14 protein-coding genes and 1 riboswitch are annotated in these 15,265 nt (G+C 40.4%); of the genes, 9 read left to right on the top strand and 5 right to left on the bottom strand.

What is annotated here, in order from left to right; genetic code table 11:
• The first annotated feature begins 93 nt into the window (after window positions 1–93).
• The 6 genes from QLG01_RS10355 to gluQRS all read left to right on the top strand — a co-directional run bounded on the left by QLG01_RS10355 (window position 94) and on the right by gluQRS (window position 6,480).
• Window positions 94–1,179, top strand: a complete 1,086-nt coding sequence (locus QLG01_RS10355) for a hypothetical protein (protein WP_282496397.1) — start codon at window positions 94–96, stop codon at window positions 1,177–1,179.
• A gap of 34 nt (window positions 1,180–1,213) precedes the next feature.
• Window positions 1,214–1,348: riboswitch (TPP riboswitch) on the top strand.
• An 88-nt stretch (window positions 1,349–1,436) separates the two neighbouring features.
• Entirely contained in the window at window positions 1,437–3,314 is a 1,878-nt protein-coding gene (gene thiC, locus QLG01_RS10350) for a phosphomethylpyrimidine synthase ThiC (protein ID WP_282496396.1), read from the top strand.
• A gap of 75 nt (window positions 3,315–3,389) precedes the next feature.
• The gene (locus tag QLG01_RS10345) at window positions 3,390–4,025 is read left to right on the top strand and encodes an NUDIX domain-containing protein (protein ID WP_013199122.1); all 636 of its coding nucleotides are present in this window, start codon (window positions 3,390–3,392) and stop codon (window positions 4,023–4,025) included.
• The gene (gene cpdA, locus QLG01_RS10340) at window positions 4,022–4,834 is read left to right on the top strand and encodes a 3',5'-cyclic-AMP phosphodiesterase (protein WP_282496395.1); all 813 of its coding nucleotides are present in this window, start codon (window positions 4,022–4,024) and stop codon (window positions 4,832–4,834) included. The genes QLG01_RS10345 and cpdA overlap by 4 nt, the downstream gene beginning before the upstream one ends.
• A gap of 211 nt (window positions 4,835–5,045) precedes the next feature.
• Entirely contained in the window at window positions 5,046–5,582 is a 537-nt protein-coding gene (dksA, locus tag QLG01_RS10335; protein WP_002121205.1) for an RNA polymerase-binding protein DksA, read from the top strand.
• A gap of 1 nt (window position 5,583) precedes the next feature.
• Window positions 5,584–6,480, top strand: coding sequence for a tRNA glutamyl-Q(34) synthetase GluQRS (gluQRS, locus tag QLG01_RS10330; protein ID WP_282496394.1), 897 nt, complete (start codon window positions 5,584–5,586; stop codon window positions 6,478–6,480).
• Window positions 6,481–6,529: 49 nt separating this feature from the next.
• Here the strand turns inward: gluQRS and ftsW are convergent, their stop codons facing one another.
• The 5 genes from ftsW to QLG01_RS10305 all read right to left on the bottom strand — a co-directional run bounded on the left by ftsW (window position 6,530) and on the right by QLG01_RS10305 (window position 11,643).
• Window positions 6,530–7,726, bottom strand: coding sequence for a putative lipid II flippase FtsW (gene ftsW, locus QLG01_RS10325; RefSeq protein WP_004795141.1), 1,197 nt, complete (start codon window positions 7,724–7,726; stop codon window positions 6,530–6,532).
• A 24-nt stretch (window positions 7,727–7,750) separates the two neighbouring features.
• Entirely contained in the window at window positions 7,751–9,097 is a 1,347-nt protein-coding gene (murD, locus tag QLG01_RS10320; RefSeq protein ID WP_282496393.1) for a UDP-N-acetylmuramoyl-L-alanine--D-glutamate ligase, read from the bottom strand.
• Between the two features lie 160 nt (window positions 9,098–9,257).
• On the bottom strand, window positions 9,258–9,509 hold the full coding sequence (locus QLG01_RS10315) for a DUF6587 family protein (RefSeq protein WP_013199125.1): 252 nt from the start codon (window positions 9,507–9,509) through the stop codon (window positions 9,258–9,260).
• A gap of 20 nt (window positions 9,510–9,529) precedes the next feature.
• Window positions 9,530–11,383, bottom strand: coding sequence for a ferrous iron transporter B (locus tag QLG01_RS10310; protein ID WP_282496392.1), 1,854 nt, complete (start codon window positions 11,381–11,383; stop codon window positions 9,530–9,532).
• On the bottom strand, window positions 11,380–11,643 hold the full coding sequence (locus QLG01_RS10305; protein ID WP_013199126.1) for a FeoA family protein: 264 nt from the start codon (window positions 11,641–11,643) through the stop codon (window positions 11,380–11,382). Before QLG01_RS10305 ends, QLG01_RS10310 begins: the two co-directional genes overlap by 4 nt.
• Window positions 11,644–11,786: 143 nt before the next feature.
• On the opposite strand from QLG01_RS10305, the gene xerD reads away from it, so the two are divergent.
• The 3 genes from xerD (at window position 11,787) to QLG01_RS10290 (ending at window position 15,214) form a co-directional block, all read left to right on the top strand.
• Window positions 11,787–12,707: a site-specific tyrosine recombinase XerD gene (gene xerD / locus QLG01_RS10300; protein WP_282496391.1), complete on the top strand. Its 921-nt coding sequence runs from the start codon at window positions 11,787–11,789 to the stop codon at window positions 12,705–12,707.
• A gap of 146 nt (window positions 12,708–12,853) precedes the next feature.
• Entirely contained in the window at window positions 12,854–13,669 is an 816-nt protein-coding gene (locus QLG01_RS10295; RefSeq protein WP_013199128.1) for a DsbC family protein, read from the top strand.
• Between the two features lie 243 nt (window positions 13,670–13,912).
• Window positions 13,913–15,214: a homoserine dehydrogenase gene (locus QLG01_RS10290; protein ID WP_005301642.1), complete on the top strand. Its 1,302-nt coding sequence runs from the start codon at window positions 13,913–13,915 to the stop codon at window positions 15,212–15,214.
• Window positions 15,215–15,265 lie beyond the last annotated feature (51 nt).

The following is a 15,265-nucleotide window of genomic DNA, read 5'->3' as shown; positions in this document are numbered from 1 at the left end:
TAGACCGACCTACCTAATAATAAAGATTTCTAACAATGATGCAATCTTTTTCCGAGTTATAATTTGAGCAATATTCACTTTGATAAAAATATAATGATGAAAAAAGTTCTAATGATGAGTATGTGCAGCGCACTACTTTTAGCTGGATGTAATAAAACATCAGAGCAAGATCAGACTGTATCTAAAGATCAAAAATCAACTGAGCAAAAGGTCACTCAAAAACAAGACAGTAGCTGCTTACAAATTATGGTAGCTATGCACACGATTAATCAAAACAGCAAAATAGAAGACTTAAATCAAATTAATGAAAAGCTTAAAACCTGTGTTCCATCTTTAAAAAATGATGAACAGCTTAAGCTGATTGATGCATCAACAGCCATGTATCAGCGTTTTATTAAACAAGACTACACTGAAAAAACAGGTAGAGCGTTTGAAGCTTTTGGCTATGCTGTTTTAGAACATAAACAACAAGACCTTAAAAAGGTCATTCAAAGTCAGAAAAAACTCTTCGGCCAACTGAGCCCACGTGATCAATATTTACTTCAACATGAAGGCCAAGCCTATATTGAACTACTCTATCAAGGCGAAGGCATGTTTACCTATCGACGTCAGCCAAACTATTTAGTTGATGTTTTTTCTAAAGCCTTACCTGCTGACCAAAAAGAGTTTTTAACTCGTATGGCGAAAGACAATCAAAATATTTTCTATAACGATGGTGCGTTGGCTATTTCTTGGAAAGAGCTCACTGAACGTGCATTATTTTGGGAAAAGTTTATTCAAAAGTATCCAAAAAGCCATTTTATTAGTGATGCAAAACTACTCTTTAACGAATATCGCTATTTTATTTTCTTTGGTCTCGATAATACGCCTGTGTCAGATGAATATGCACCGAACACATGGTTTGATAAAGATGCGCTTCAACAAATTCAATTTCTATCTACACAAAGCCAATCGAGTTTAGCGAAACCTGCTCAACTATTTCTTAAGTTTATTGCCACGCCTGTAGAGGAGCGCAATAAGCAATTTAAAATAGATTTAACTGATAAGAATGGCGATAAAAAATCAAATTATCAAATGACTCATGAACAACTCGAGCAGCTATTAAAATTAGATTCTCCATGGAACACTGAAGTCTATCGTGACTGCCATATGGATGCGGTTTGTATAGATACAAATTAACAATGCCACCCAACCTAAAACATGTTAGTCTGTAAATCGCTTGACGGAGCGCGAGTAATAACTCGCTGAGATTGTGTAAATTTCGTGTTATCGCAACACAAGTTTGAACATGAGTACCGTTGAACCTGATCAGGTTAAGACCTGCGTAGGAATCAAGCCATCTGAAAACTTAAGCCTTAAATTTATCTAGCAAAGATAAATCCGCCATCGTTTTTGGTCGTGCTTGATTCGTTGATGTTATTCATAAGGATCATGTAATGAACCAGTTAACGAATCTCTCTTCTGCTGAAATTTCAGCACAACATGAACAAGATGCAAAAGATTTAACCCGCATCTTACCCGCTTCTAAAAAAGTTTATATTGAAGGCTCTCGTCCTGATATTCAGGTTCCGATGCGAGAAATTTCTTTAACAGATACTCCAACTGGTCTGGGCGGTGAATATAATCCCCCTGTTATGGTCTATGACACTTCAGGTGTTTATACAGATCCAACTGTTCAAATTGATTTAGACAAAGGTTTACCTTCAGTTCGCCAAAACTGGATTGAAGAACGTAACGATACTGACGTACTTTCTGGTTTAACTTCAACTTTTGGTCAAGAACGTTTAAAAGACATTCGTACCGCTGACATTCGTTTTGCTCACATTCAAAACCCACGCCGCGCTAAAGCTGGCAAAAATGTCACTCAAATGCACTATGCCAAGCAAGGTATTATCACACCTGAAATGGAATATATTGCAATTCGTGAGAATCAGCGCCAACGTGAAGGTGTTGATATGCGTCAACATGCTGGACAAAATTTTGGTGCAAAAAACTTAAAAGAAATTACACCTGAATTTGTTCGTCAAGAAGTTGCTGAAGGTCGTGCGATCATTCCTGCCAATATTAACCATCCAGAACTTGAGCCAATGATTATTGGCCGTAATTTCTTGGTTAAAATTAATGCCAACATTGGTAACTCAGCACTTGGCTCTTCAATTGATGAAGAAGTTGCAAAAATGACGTGGGCAACCCGTTGGGGTGCCGATACCATTATGGATTTGTCGACAGGTAAAAATATCCATGAAACACGTGAATGGATTATTCGTAATTCACCTGTTCCAATCGGTACCGTACCTATTTATCAAGCGCTTGAAAAAGTTGATGGTGTTGCAGAAGATCTAACATGGGAAATCTTCAAAGACACACTGATTGAACAAGCTGAGCAAGGCGTTGACTACTTCACGATTCACGCAGGTGTATTGCTTCGTTATGTGCCACTTACAGCAAACCGTTTAACAGGTATTGTGTCTCGTGGTGGTTCAATCATGGCGCAGTGGTGTCTAGCGCATCATGAAGAAAACTTCTTATACACTCATTTCGATGAAATCTGTGAAATCATGAAAGCTTATGACGTTTCATTTAGCTTAGGTGATGGCTTACGTCCGGGTTGTATTCAAGATGCGAATGACGAAGCACAGTTCAGCGAACTTAAAACCCTAGGTGAGCTGACTCATCGTGCATGGGAACATGATGTTCAAGTCATGATTGAAGGCCCTGGTCATGTACCAATGCACATGATCAAAGAAAACATGGACCTTCAGCTAGAAGTGTGTAAAGAAGCACCATTCTATACGCTTGGGCCTTTAACGACTGATATCGCTCCGGGTTATGACCACATTACATCTGCAATTGGTGCAGCCATGATTGGTTGGTACGGCACAGCGATGCTTTGTTATGTGACACCAAAAGAACACTTAGGTTTACCAAACAAAAAAGATGTTAAAGACGGAATTATTACCTACAAGCTTGCGGCACATGCTGCTGACCTTGCTAAAGGACATCCGGGTGCTCAAGTTCGCGATAATGCCTTGTCAAAAGCACGTTTTGAATTCCGTTGGGATGATCAGTTCAACTTAAGTCTAGACCCTGACACAGCACGTAGCATGCATGATGAAACCTTACCCAAAGAGGCTCATAAATCCGCTCACTTCTGTTCAATGTGTGGACCAAAATTCTGTTCAATGAAAATCACCCAAAATGTTCGTGACTATGCCAACAACCTCACTAATAGCAATTCAGAGGTTGAAGAAGGCCTCAAAGCGATGAAAGAGGTTTATCAAGAGCAAGGTCAAAAACTGTATCACAAAGTGTAAATATTCAAAAAAAACACTTGCCTAGCCATGATTCTCGGTTAGGATGAAATAAATAGATTTCGTCCTGATCGAATCATGAGTATTGTTGAACGTCCAAGTTATACATCTAAAGATGTCGAAGTAACATCACGTGAATCTCTATTCCGTGGTTTTATTCAAGTTGAAAAAGTCAGCCTTCGACATCGTCTATTTAATCAAACTGAATATACTCATGTATTACAACGTGAACTCATTCATCGGCCTGAAGCGGCTGGCGTTCTACTCTACAACGATCAAAGACAACAGTTTGCGCTGATTGAACAATTTCGTGTAGGTGCAATTAATGATCCCGATTCGCCGTGGCAATTGGAAGTAATTGCTGGTGTATTAGATGGAGATGAAACGCCGGAGAGCTGTATTCGCCGTGAAACACTTGAAGAGTCAGGATGCACAGTTAATTATTTACATCATCTATTTAGCTTTTATCCATCTGCTGGGGCGTGTTCAGAACTATTTCACTTATATGCTGCTGAAACAAACTTACCATCAAAAGGCGGGGTTTTTGGCATGCCTGATGAAGGTGAAAATATTCTTTTACACCTGTTTGACTACAGCGAAATATCAACATTATTGAGTCAAGGACGTTTGAGAAATGCCCCTGTCATTATGGCGTTACAATGGCTATCTCAACACATCACAACGATAATAAAATCCGACGAGGTAGGACGGTGACTTTTCAAGTCTCAACACTTTCACAAAAAGACCATGTCATTATACAAATTACCGATACCCACTTATTGGAGTATCCACACTTAGAATTTGTGGGGATGAATCCTGAAGAAAGTTTTCATGCCATTATTCAACAGATCCTGAAAAAACATCCTGAAGCTGATGCCATCATCCACACTGGAGATTTGGCTCAAGCACCAACGCCCATTACCTACAAACGTTATATTCAATATATGCAAACGTTAGGTCTGCCATTTTTCCAGACACTGGGCAATCATGATAACGTTGATCATTTTCCATTACATAAAGAAAATCATCAGGAACCTGTGGTCATTTGTTTAGGAAACTGGCGCGTTATTTTATTAAATAGTGCAGTAAAAGGTCAGATTAATGGGCACCTGTCGCCAGAACAACTACAAAATTTAGCGGCACTACTCGAAGAATTTTCAGATAACCCTGTTTTATTGGCTTGTCATCATCATCCTTTTGCAATGAAATCTAAATGGATTGATCATCACAAGTTACAAAACTCTAATGCTTTGCTTATCACATTAGCTCCATTTAAAAATGTAAAAGCTTTAATCTGCGGGCACGTTCACCAAGACTCACTAAACACTTGGCAAGGGATCGAATTTTTCTCAACCCCCTCAACAAGCGTTCAGTTTAAACCGTTTAGTAATGAGTTTGCCCTAGACCAAAATGCTCCCGGCTACCGTTACATTCGTCTAAAAAACGATGGTAGTTTTGAAACAGAAGTCTTCCGTCTTGAAAATTTTCAGGGCCTTATAAATACCAATATTTCAGGCTATTAGCTCTATTTTATATATGCTTATATGCAATTATGACTAGGGTAAACACGTTTTGAAAATATTTACGGGACGGAATGACTATCATCTTGCAGGAAAAATCTATATGATGACGACCCGATGGGAAAATCCCATCGATGGTTTTCTATAAAAACACTTGCATATCACCATATTTTTTGCGTATAGATAATACGTGTATGATGAGGAATGCCCTATTATGGCGAATGACAACCACAACCAAGTTTTGGATGAACATACAGAAGTTGTAGTGGAAGGTGACAAAGCTTCTGCAAAACGTGCACGTAAAGTGAAACCTAAAACTTCTGACATAGGCACAACTGCAAGTTTATTTGGTATTGCACCTTATCAACCTAAGAAAAATGAAGAGTACATGTCTGAAGGACAGCTCGAGCATTTCCGACAAATTCTGCAAGCATGGAAAGCTGAATTAATGTCTGAAGTTGATCGTACGTTGAATACGATGCAAGACGAATCAACTGCATTGCCAGATGTAAATGACCGTGCCACCCAAGAAGAAGAGTTTGCAATTGAATTGCGTACACGTGACCGTGAACGTAAGTTAATTCGTAAAATCGAACAATCTATGGAAGCAATTAAAAACGAAGACTACGGTTTCTGTGAAACATGTGGTATCGAAATCGGTTTACGTCGTTTAGAAGCACGTCCAACTGCAACGTTATGTATTGACTGCAAAACTTTGGCAGAAATTAAAGAGAAGCAAAATAACGGTTAATATGACCGCTGTAGCTACTCAAGAAAAGCCTAGCTTTTCATACTCAGGTCGGTTTGCGCCCTCGCCAACCGGCCCTTTGCATTTTGGATCACTCATTACCGCTGTCGCCAGTTATTGTGATGCTAAAGCTCACCAAGGCAAATGGCTGGTTCGTATCGAAGACACAGATATCCCTCGTATTTATCCGGGCAGTGAAGAGCATATCCTCACCTCACTGGAAGCCTTCCAGTTCGAACCCGATGCAGAAATCATCTTTCAAAAAAACCGTTTAGACATTTACGAGAGTGTATTAGATCAACTTAAAAAAGAGGGTCTAATCTATGCTTGTCAATGTACACGCAAAATGCTGGGTTCAAATGCAATCTATGTAGGCACATGCCGCAATCTCAATCTTGATTTTAAAGACCAAGCAATTCGTGTAAAAGTTAAAGATCAACAGATCTGTTTTGATGACCGACTGCAAGGACTTCATTGTTCTAATCTACAACATGACCTTGGAGACTTTGTTCTTAAACGTCGTGATGGGATTATTAACTATCAACTTGCTGTCGTCGTGGATGATTATCTGCAAGGCATTACCCATGTCGTTCGAGGCTCAGACCTATTAGATAACACCGAACGTCAGATCTGGCTTGGCGAGCTTTTAGGGTACCCTAAACTGAGCTATATGCACCTCCCTCTCGCCATGAATGATCAGGGGCAAAAGCTCTCTAAGCAAAACCTTGCTCAAGCACTCGATTTATCTAAAGCGCCTGAATTGCTACAACAAGCCATACAAGCACTGGGACAACCTAACGTTGATTTAGACAGCCCCGAAGTGATGCTCAAGCAGGCAGTAGCACAGTGGAATATAGATTTAATTCCACATGGACAAGAGCTCAGCGGAAGATATCTATAAATAAAAAAACCCGATATCAAATCGGGTTTTCTCATGCCTAAAAGTTCAACTAGAAGTTTGATTCTTCCCTTTCTGGGTTCACTTCTTGGGTTGAAGCATCGATCTTTAAGATCAAGCTAATCATCGCAGCACACATCATTAAAGATGTACCACCATAACTAATAAATGGCAGCGTCAAACCTTTAGTCGGCATCAAACCCATATTCATGCCCGCATTTACCAAAATCTGGAGTAAGAAAATAATACTGATACCGTAAGCCAAATAGCCTGCGCGAAGGTAATGATGTTTCAATGCACGATGACCAATTTTGATACAGCATGCCAACATCAAGAAAGACAAACCAATGACAATCGAAATACCAAAGAAACCAAACTCTTCACCTAACACCGCCAACATAAAGTCAGTATGCGCTTCAGGTAAATAAGATAACTTTTGGACACTATGTCCTAAGCCTGTACCAAACCACTCACCACGGCCAAAGGCCATTAATGCATTTGATAACTGATACCCCACCCCTAATGGATCTGCCCATGGGTCAGTAAACGAAATCAAACGCTGGAAACGATATGGTTCAAACAAAATCAAAAATACGATACCGGTTACAATCGCACCTAACATAATTAAGAACTGTGTCGGCGGTGCACCAGCTAAAAAGAATACCCCGACCATCATCAATACAATTACGATCGTAGCACCCAAGTCAGGCTCAGCAATAATCAAACCAACCGTAATTGCCATAACCCCACTTAAACGTAATAAGCCTTTCCAATGAGTACGAACCTCTTTGGCACGGCGCACAACGTAGTCTGCGGTAAAGATTGCCATCATGACTTTGGCAACCTCGGTTGGCTGTAAGGTAAAGCCACCGATCTTAATCCAACGTGTAGAACCGTTCACTTCTGAACCTACCACCAAAGCAGCAAGTAGCAGAACCATGGTCAACAGCCACAGCGGGAAAGTATTTTTAAACCACGTATTGAGTGATATCCGATAGGTCAAATATGCCACCACAGCCGCAGCGACAATCGAAATACCATGACGAATCACATAGTGAAACGGGTTTTCATGCATATATTCAGCATAGGGCATCGAAGCAGACGCCACCATCACGGAACCGATACACAACAATGCAACGACACAGAAAATCAGGACATTACGTGGCGTCACTTCCGCTGGCCATTTAGGCAATATCCGTTCATACCAATGATTGATTTTCTGGATTGTGGTCTGAGCTAAGCCTGCCATACTACATTCCTAATCATGTTTTCTTTAAACCAACGAATTGACGCAGGCAACAAACTGCTGACCACGATCATTATAACTTTTAAACATATCAAAACTTGCACAGGCTGGTGATAACAACACCACATCTTCAGCTTGTGTTTCACGTTGACACAGCTCTACAGCTTCTTTGAGTGTTGCTGCATGCAAAATTTTGGTTGCACCCTGAATTGCTTGTTCAATAACTGCAGCATCTTCACCAATCAATACCACAACTTTGGCATATTTTTCGATAGAAGAACGTAATGGAGCAAAATCTTGACCTTTACCCTGCCCACCTAAAATCAAGGCAACCTTACCTTTTTTAACCTCAATTGCAGCACCTAAACCGTCAATTGCTGCAAGTGTAGCACCAACGTTAGTCCCTTTAGAGTCATTATAATAACGTACATCATGTACAGTTCTCACATACTCACAGCGGTGCTCTAATCCTTTAAATTGTTTTAACGTTTCAAGCATAGATTCCATAGGCAAACCAATTGCTTCACCTAATGCCAAACAAGCTAAAGCATTGGCTACGTTGTGCATGCCTTGAATATATAAATCTGAGCTTTTAATTAAACGCTGCAAACCACGTGCAAGCCAAAGCGTGCCATCACCCTCTCTTAAAACACCATATTGATTTAAGTCTGGTGCATTTAGGCCAAAGCTTTGCATTGGTGTGGTATCTGGAACAAGAGGGCGACTTAAAGCATCATCACGGTTAAATATAACTTTTTTAACGCCTTGAAAAATACGGTGTTTTGCTTGGTGATAACCCCACATATCGCCATGACGATCTAGATGATCTTCACTCATGTTAAGAACCACAGCAACCTCAGCATTTAAATGTGAGGTGGTTTCCAACTGAAAACTTGATAACTCAAGTACAAGCAACTCTGGTTGGTCCTTTAGTAAGTCTAGAGCTGGGCGTCCTAGGTTACCACCCACAGCAACTTTTTTACCCGCATCTTTAGCCATTAAACCAATTAAAGTCGTTACTGTACTTTTGGCATTAGAACCTGTAATAGCCACAATAGGCACTTCGGTCGCACGGCGTAATAGTTGAATGTCGCCTACTACTGAAATCCCTTGAGCAATAGCTGCCTGAATTTCTGGTAATTGCGGTGCAAGGCCTGGGCTTAAAATAATTTCTTCTGCTTGTAATAATAATTCTTGGTCAAGTTGACCAAAACTGGTTTTAACGCCAGCTGGAATCTGGTCATGACCAGGAGGGGTTGGACGAGAGTCCGTTACTGCAACTTGGTAGCCTTGTTCATGCAGGAAATTAACAGCAGATACACCTGATATTCCTAAGCCTGCGACAACTTTTAATCCACCACGTTGTATTAACATTTTTGCCCCACAATTTATCAATCGACAGAATGGCAAAAATGTTAGCACTTTGCTGTTTTGAATGCTTTTTCAGTTTGAACTTTATTCATCTTTTTTTGTGTCAGTGCGTAAAAAAGCCATCAATATGATGGCTTTTTAAACGAAACAGGAAATACTAAATTTATTGCCATTTAATCGGCTTGATTTCTTGAACTGTATTCGTAGGTTTATCTTCGCTTGAACAACCACAGCCACCAGCACAGCCAAAGGTCATTTTTGGTTTAAGCCATTTTGCCAAGGTTGTCCAACCCTGCTTTTCACAAAATACAGAGAGTGAAGAAAAGACTGAATTTGCTGTTTTTGGAAATACTTTCTTAAAAACAACAACCGCACTCCAACTCACTACAACCGCAATAATCAGATATTGAATCATATACAACCTCCTTTCTTGCCTTAACCCCAATAGTGGGAAGCAATTTGATAGGTAACAAACGATGCCAAATAAGCCAAACCGAATAGATATGCAGTCATGGCAGCAACATGTTTCCATGAACCTGTTTCACGTCGCACTGTTGCCAACGTAGCCAAACAATGTGGGGCATAAATGAACCACACTAAAAGCGATAATCCTGTTGCCAAAGACCAACCTGTGCCATCTGCACTAATCAGATGTGACAAACCTTGAGCTACAGCATCGTCACTCGTTGCAGACAAGGCATAAACTGTACCTAATGCTGCAACCACAACTTCACGTGCGGCCATAGCTGGAATCAAAGCAATACAGATTTGCCAGTTAAAACCAATTGGAGCAAATAAAGGTTGGATAAGGTGTCCGAGCATACCGGCAAAACTATAATCTATAGCTGGTAATGTCGCCCCTTCTGGTGGTTGTGGGAAAGTACACAAAAACCATAGCAAAATAGAGAGGGCAAAAATGATTCCGCCGACGCGTTTCAAGAAGATCTTTGCACGGTCCAGTAAACCGATTCCCACACTTTTTAAATCAGGGAAACGATAACTCGGCAGCTCTAGCAATAAGGCATGTTGAGACTTATCTTTTTGGAAGAATTTCATTAAAAATGAAACACAAAGCGCACTCACAATACCAGCCATATATAGACCGAATAGCACCAGACCTTGTAGGTTGAAAATACCCCAGACCATTTTCTCTGGAATAAATGCAGCAATCAGCAAGGCATATACAGGTAAACGTGCCGAACAAGTCATTAATGGCGCAACCATAATGGTTGTAAAGCGATCACGAGGGTCACTAATACTACGCGTTGCCATAATACCCGGTACTGCACAGGCAAAGCTTGAAAGTAAAGGAATGAAAGCTCGTCCACTTAAACCAGCTTGAAACATTAATTTATCAAGTAAAAATGCTGCACGCGGTAAATAGCCAGATTCTTCTAATACTAAAATGAAGAAGAACAAGATCAGAATTTGTGGCAAGAACACCACTACGCCACCAGCACCTGCGATAATTCCGTCAACAACCAAACTATGTAGTAGGGGCTGTGTAATCACGCTTCCGATTACTTTCCCCAACCAGCCGAAGAAACCTTCAATGCCATCCATGAATGGAGCTGCCCATGCAAAAACTGCTTGGAACACAATAAACATCATGAGCGCAAGGCTAAGCAGGCCTAAAACTGGATGCAAGAAAATTCGATCTAGAAAATCAGTACGCTTATCACCCTGCTCAACATAATGAACAACATCTTTAAAAATCATATCGATTTTTTGATGATGAGTCCCAGTTAAACCACTCAATTCAGTTTGTGGCACACTGTATTTTTCTTGATCAAGGGCATGTAATAAATTTTCAATACCCGCATTACGAACAGCAACTGTTTCAACAACGGGCACACCCAAACGTTGAGATAACTTTTGAGTATTAATTTGGATGCCACGACGACGCGCTTCATCCATCATATTGAGTACAAGTAAAATCGGACGGCCTAGCCCGATCATTTCAAGCACCAGTCCTAAATGCAATTTTAAGTTAGTGGCATCAACCACACACAAAAATGCATCTTGCTGCCCTTCTTCTGCAATCTTACCCAAACAAACGTCACGGGTAATAACTTCATCAGGACTAGTTGCATTTAGACTATATGTACCCGGTAAATCGAGTACACGCACTGCTCGACCTGACGGTAACTGAAAATGACCTACTTTACGCTCAACAGTTACGCCCGCATAGTTTGCAACTTTTTGTCGAGTTCCAGTTAAATGGTTGAAAAGAGAGGTTTTACCACAGTTCGGGTTTCCCACAAGGGCAATACGTAACGCATCACTCATGCGGGTACTCCTTCTTCTACTAAAATTTCAATTTTTTCCGCTTCTGCTTTACGTAAAGCGAAACGAGTAAAGCCAATTTGGATCAAGATCGGATCACCACCAAAAATACCCTTGGTAATCACTTCCACTCGTGTGCCTGGTACAAAGCCCAGACTTTCCAAACGAATTGCGACCAAATCTTGCTGCTCGGACTCTACTTCTATCCGATTCACTTTGGTGATGGTCGCCGCTTGCTTCACTTTTAAAGCTGATAAACGCACCGCATCCGATCCTAAACCTTTTTTTCTAGTATACATATAAATGAGAATAATTACCAAATAAGGTTAAATTTCACTTCTTATTCAGTTTAATCGACAAACCTTAAAGTTTCTTTTAAAGTACAGTGGTTTAGAGGATCTAATGTATGTTGAATAAAAAACCGCGTATTCCAAGCCCAGTTCAAATTCCTGAACATTTAAGCTTTTTACAAGGTTTTCGCGACTACTTAGTTGCACAGACAGTGAGTCCACATACACGAAATGCTTATTTATCTGACCTCATTCAATGCAGTGAACTTCATAAAAAAACAGCTCTTCCACAGTGGACAAGTGATGATATCGCTGATGTTCTAATTGAACTGACAAAAGCAGGAAAAAGCCCCCGCTCGATTGCTCGCTGCTTATCTGCTCTACGCCAGTTTTACAAATTTTTACGTGAACAGAAATTACGAAGCGATAATCCTGTAGCAACTCACCATTCTCCAAAAATTGGACGAGCCTTACCCAAAGATCTATCTGAAGAAGATGTTGAAACACTGATTCAAGCACCCGATATCAATACAGCACTTGGCTTACGTGATCGAGCAATGTTTGAAGTACTTTACGCCTGTGGTTTACGTGTTTCAGAACTACTTAACTTGCGATTAGAGCTCATTAATTTAAAGCAAGGCTACTTACGTGTTACAGGTAAAGGCAATAAAGAACGTTTAGTTCCATTAGGACAATTCGCTTGTGAATGGGTAGAACGCTATTTGCATAATGCTCGGCCTCAGCTCTATAAAAGCTCAACTGACTATCTCTTTTTAACTCAACATGGCGGAATTATGAGCCGTCAGAACTTTTGGTATGCTATTAAACGCTACGCGCTTCAAGCCAATATTCAAGCTGAACTCTCACCTCACACCTTACGTCACGCCTTTGCGACACACTTGCTCAATCACGGCGCTGACTTACGTGTAGTGCAAATGTTACTGGGTCATAGCGATTTATCTACAACACAAATCTATACGCATGTTGCACAAGTACGAATGCAACAATTACATGAAAAACATCACCCTAGAGGATGATAAAGCTTTAAAGCTCTAGGCAAGTATTTCATATCAATCGTTTGATTTCGTTCACAAAGGTTAAGAAAGTTTTAACAATACACATTAGATTTTTTGTTATGCTTAGCAGCTTCTGACTATAAATACTGATGAAATAAGGGTTATCTATGTCTTTTACCCGCTCTCAAATTTTTCTTGCCTGCACTCTGGCATCTAGCCTTTTGTTCAGTGCTTGTTCTAAAGAAAACAAACCACAAAAAGAAGATGCGCTCACAGCGACTGCACCTGCTACTGGGGAAGCTTCAACCATTATCGAACGTAATGATAAGCAGCGTTTGATCGAAACTTTGCAGAAACAATTTAAGAATGCAAATATCAACGCCAAAATTTTAGATATTAAGCCGACAGAAGTTCCTAATTTGTATTGGGTAAATCTTGAAGGAATGACATCAATTTATACAACCAGTGATGGAAAATATTTAATTCAGGGTGATGTAATCCGATTAGGAGGCAAAGAGCTTCATAATATTGGAGATAATCTTCAAGCTTCGGAAAATAAAAAGCATCTTGCTGCGTTAAAAAATGAAGATTTGATTGTTTACCCAGCGAAAGGCGGTAAAGCTAAACATGTGATTTATGTGTTTACCGATGCAAGCTGTCCTTATTGCCATAAACTACATGAGCACATACCTGAAATTAATGAAAAGGGTATTGAAGTACGCTATATCGCTTGGCCACGTGGCGAGCAATTTATGCCGACCATGGAAGCTGTATGGTGTAGTGCAGATCGTAAAGCTGCCTTTAGCCAAGCTGTACAAGGTGTCAATATTCCGCCTGCTCAATGTAAAAACCCTGTTCGTGAACAATATCAACTTGGCTTAAACATGGGTGTAAATGGTACACCTGCTATTTATAGTGTTGATGGCGAGTACTTAGGTGGATATCTAACACCAGATGAATTAATTAAACGTCTGGATAAATAATCTACTTAAAGTTGATGAATGATTAATCATCTATCTCTTACAAAAAGCGCTGCTCTCATTGCAGCGCTTTGTTTTTTCAATAAATAATGCTTTAACTACCTGTGTTTAAAGACTGATCTACTCTTCTTTTCCAAACATCGCACTCTAATTCATTGAACAGGCACTAAAAGCGCTAGAGTCTGGCGTTTTTTTTAGCTATGATCTAGCTTCAACTAAATGATTAAATGATGAATGGAGTGTGACGTGAAACCAGTTCGCCTGGCAATACTCGGTCTAGGAACCGTAGGTGGAGGAGCCCTTAAACTACTACAAGAAAATGCCGCTGAAATTAAACGTCGCACCGGTCGAGAAATTCAAATTACCCACGTTGGAACACGCCGCCCTCGTCCAGATCTTGAATTGGAAGGGATTAAACAAAGCGCCGATTTACTTGACATCGTTCGTCAACCAGACGTTGATGTAGTTGTAGAAGTTATGGGTGGGATCCACCCTGCTTACGAAGTTATCATGGAAGCGATCAAACACGGCAAACAAGTCGTGACTGCAAATAAAGCGTTACTCGCTGAACATGGCAATGAATTATTTAAAGCAGCAGAAGACAATGCTGTGCAAATTGCTTATGAAGCAGCAGTTGCTGGCGGTATTCCAATTATTAAAGTCATCCGCGAAGGCCTTGCTGCAAACCATATTGAATGGTTGGCAGGCATCATTAATGGTACAGGTAACTTTATTCTCACTGAAATGCGTGAGAAAGGCCGTGCATTTGATGATGTATTAAAAGAAGCTCAAGAACTCGGTTATGCAGAAGCAGACCCAACTTTTGACGTTGAAGGTATTGATGCTGCGCACAAGCTTACAATTTTAGCGTCTTGTGCGTTTGGTATTCCTCTTCAGTTTGATAAGGTCTATACCGAAGGTATTAGTAAAATCACTGCACAAGATGTGAAATATGCAGAAGAACTTGGTTTCCGCATTAAACACCTAGGAATTGCACGTCGCGCTGAAAAGGGTATTGAACTACGTGTTCACCCAACGCTCATTCCAGATGAACAGCTTATTGCGAATGTAAACGGCGTTAAAAATGCTGTTTTAGTTCAAGCGCATGCTGTAGGCCCAACGCTCTATTACGGTGCTGGTGCGGGTGCTGGTCCAACAGCTTCTGCTGTTGTTGCCGATGTAATTGATATTGTTCGTGACATCTCTTATACCGAAGACGGTGCAGGAACAATTCCTCAGTTGGCTTTTGAAGCATTAACAAATGTGCCAATTTTAAGCCGTGAAGAAATGACCACTGGTTATTACATCCGCTTAAATGCAGAAGATCAAACTGGCGTACTTGCAGATGTTACTACCATCTTAAGCCGCGCTGGAATTAGTATTGATGCCATCATGCAACAATCCCGTTTAAAAGACCTTATTCCAATCGTGATTCTGACCGATCCAATCGTTGAATCTAAAATGGATGAGGCTCTTGCACAAATCCAAGCATTACCTGCTATTCGTGGCGAAATCGTAAGAATTCGTTTAGAATCGCTCGATAGTTAATCAGGTTGAGGGAAAGATTCCCTCTCCCGCTTCACCTCTAATTGGAACACC

This window comes from Acinetobacter sp. V89_4 (assembly GCF_029967875.1).
Classification (GTDB): Bacteria; Pseudomonadota; Gammaproteobacteria; order Pseudomonadales; family Moraxellaceae; genus Acinetobacter; species Acinetobacter oleivorans.
The sequence above is the reverse complement of the archived record's forward strand: the minus strand, read 5'-3'. Positions and strand labels throughout refer to the sequence as shown.

Bases quoted from the DNA above. Each gene is read 5' to 3' on its own strand.
- QLG01_RS10315 (WP_013199125.1), bottom strand. From the start codon at position 9,509: ATGATTCAATATCTGATTATTGCGGTTGTAGTGAGTTGGAGTGCGGTT.
- QLG01_RS10345 (WP_013199122.1), top strand. From the start codon at position 3,390: ATGAGTATTGTTGAACGTCCAAGTTATACATCTAAAGATGTCGAAGTA.
- murD (WP_282496393.1), bottom strand. From the start codon at position 9,097: ATGTTAATACAACGTGGTGGATTAAAAGTTGTCGCAGGCTTAGGAATA.
- QLG01_RS10295 (WP_013199128.1), top strand. From the start codon at position 12,854: ATGTCTTTTACCCGCTCTCAAATTTTTCTTGCCTGCACTCTGGCATCT.
- ftsW (WP_004795141.1), bottom strand. From the start codon at position 7,726: ATGGCAGGCTTAGCTCAGACCACAATCCAGAAAATCAATCATTGGTAT.
- QLG01_RS10310 (WP_282496392.1), bottom strand. From the start codon at position 11,383: ATGAGTGATGCGTTACGTATTGCCCTTGTGGGAAACCCGAACTGTGGT.
- QLG01_RS10355 (WP_282496397.1), top strand. From the start codon at position 94: ATGATGAAAAAAGTTCTAATGATGAGTATGTGCAGCGCACTACTTTTA.
- thiC (WP_282496396.1), top strand. From the start codon at position 1,437: ATGAACCAGTTAACGAATCTCTCTTCTGCTGAAATTTCAGCACAACAT.
- gluQRS (WP_282496394.1), top strand. From the start codon at position 5,584: ATGACCGCTGTAGCTACTCAAGAAAAGCCTAGCTTTTCATACTCAGGT.
- dksA (WP_002121205.1), top strand. From the start codon at position 5,046: ATGGCGAATGACAACCACAACCAAGTTTTGGATGAACATACAGAAGTT.
- xerD (WP_282496391.1), top strand. From the start codon at position 11,787: ATGTTGAATAAAAAACCGCGTATTCCAAGCCCAGTTCAAATTCCTGAA.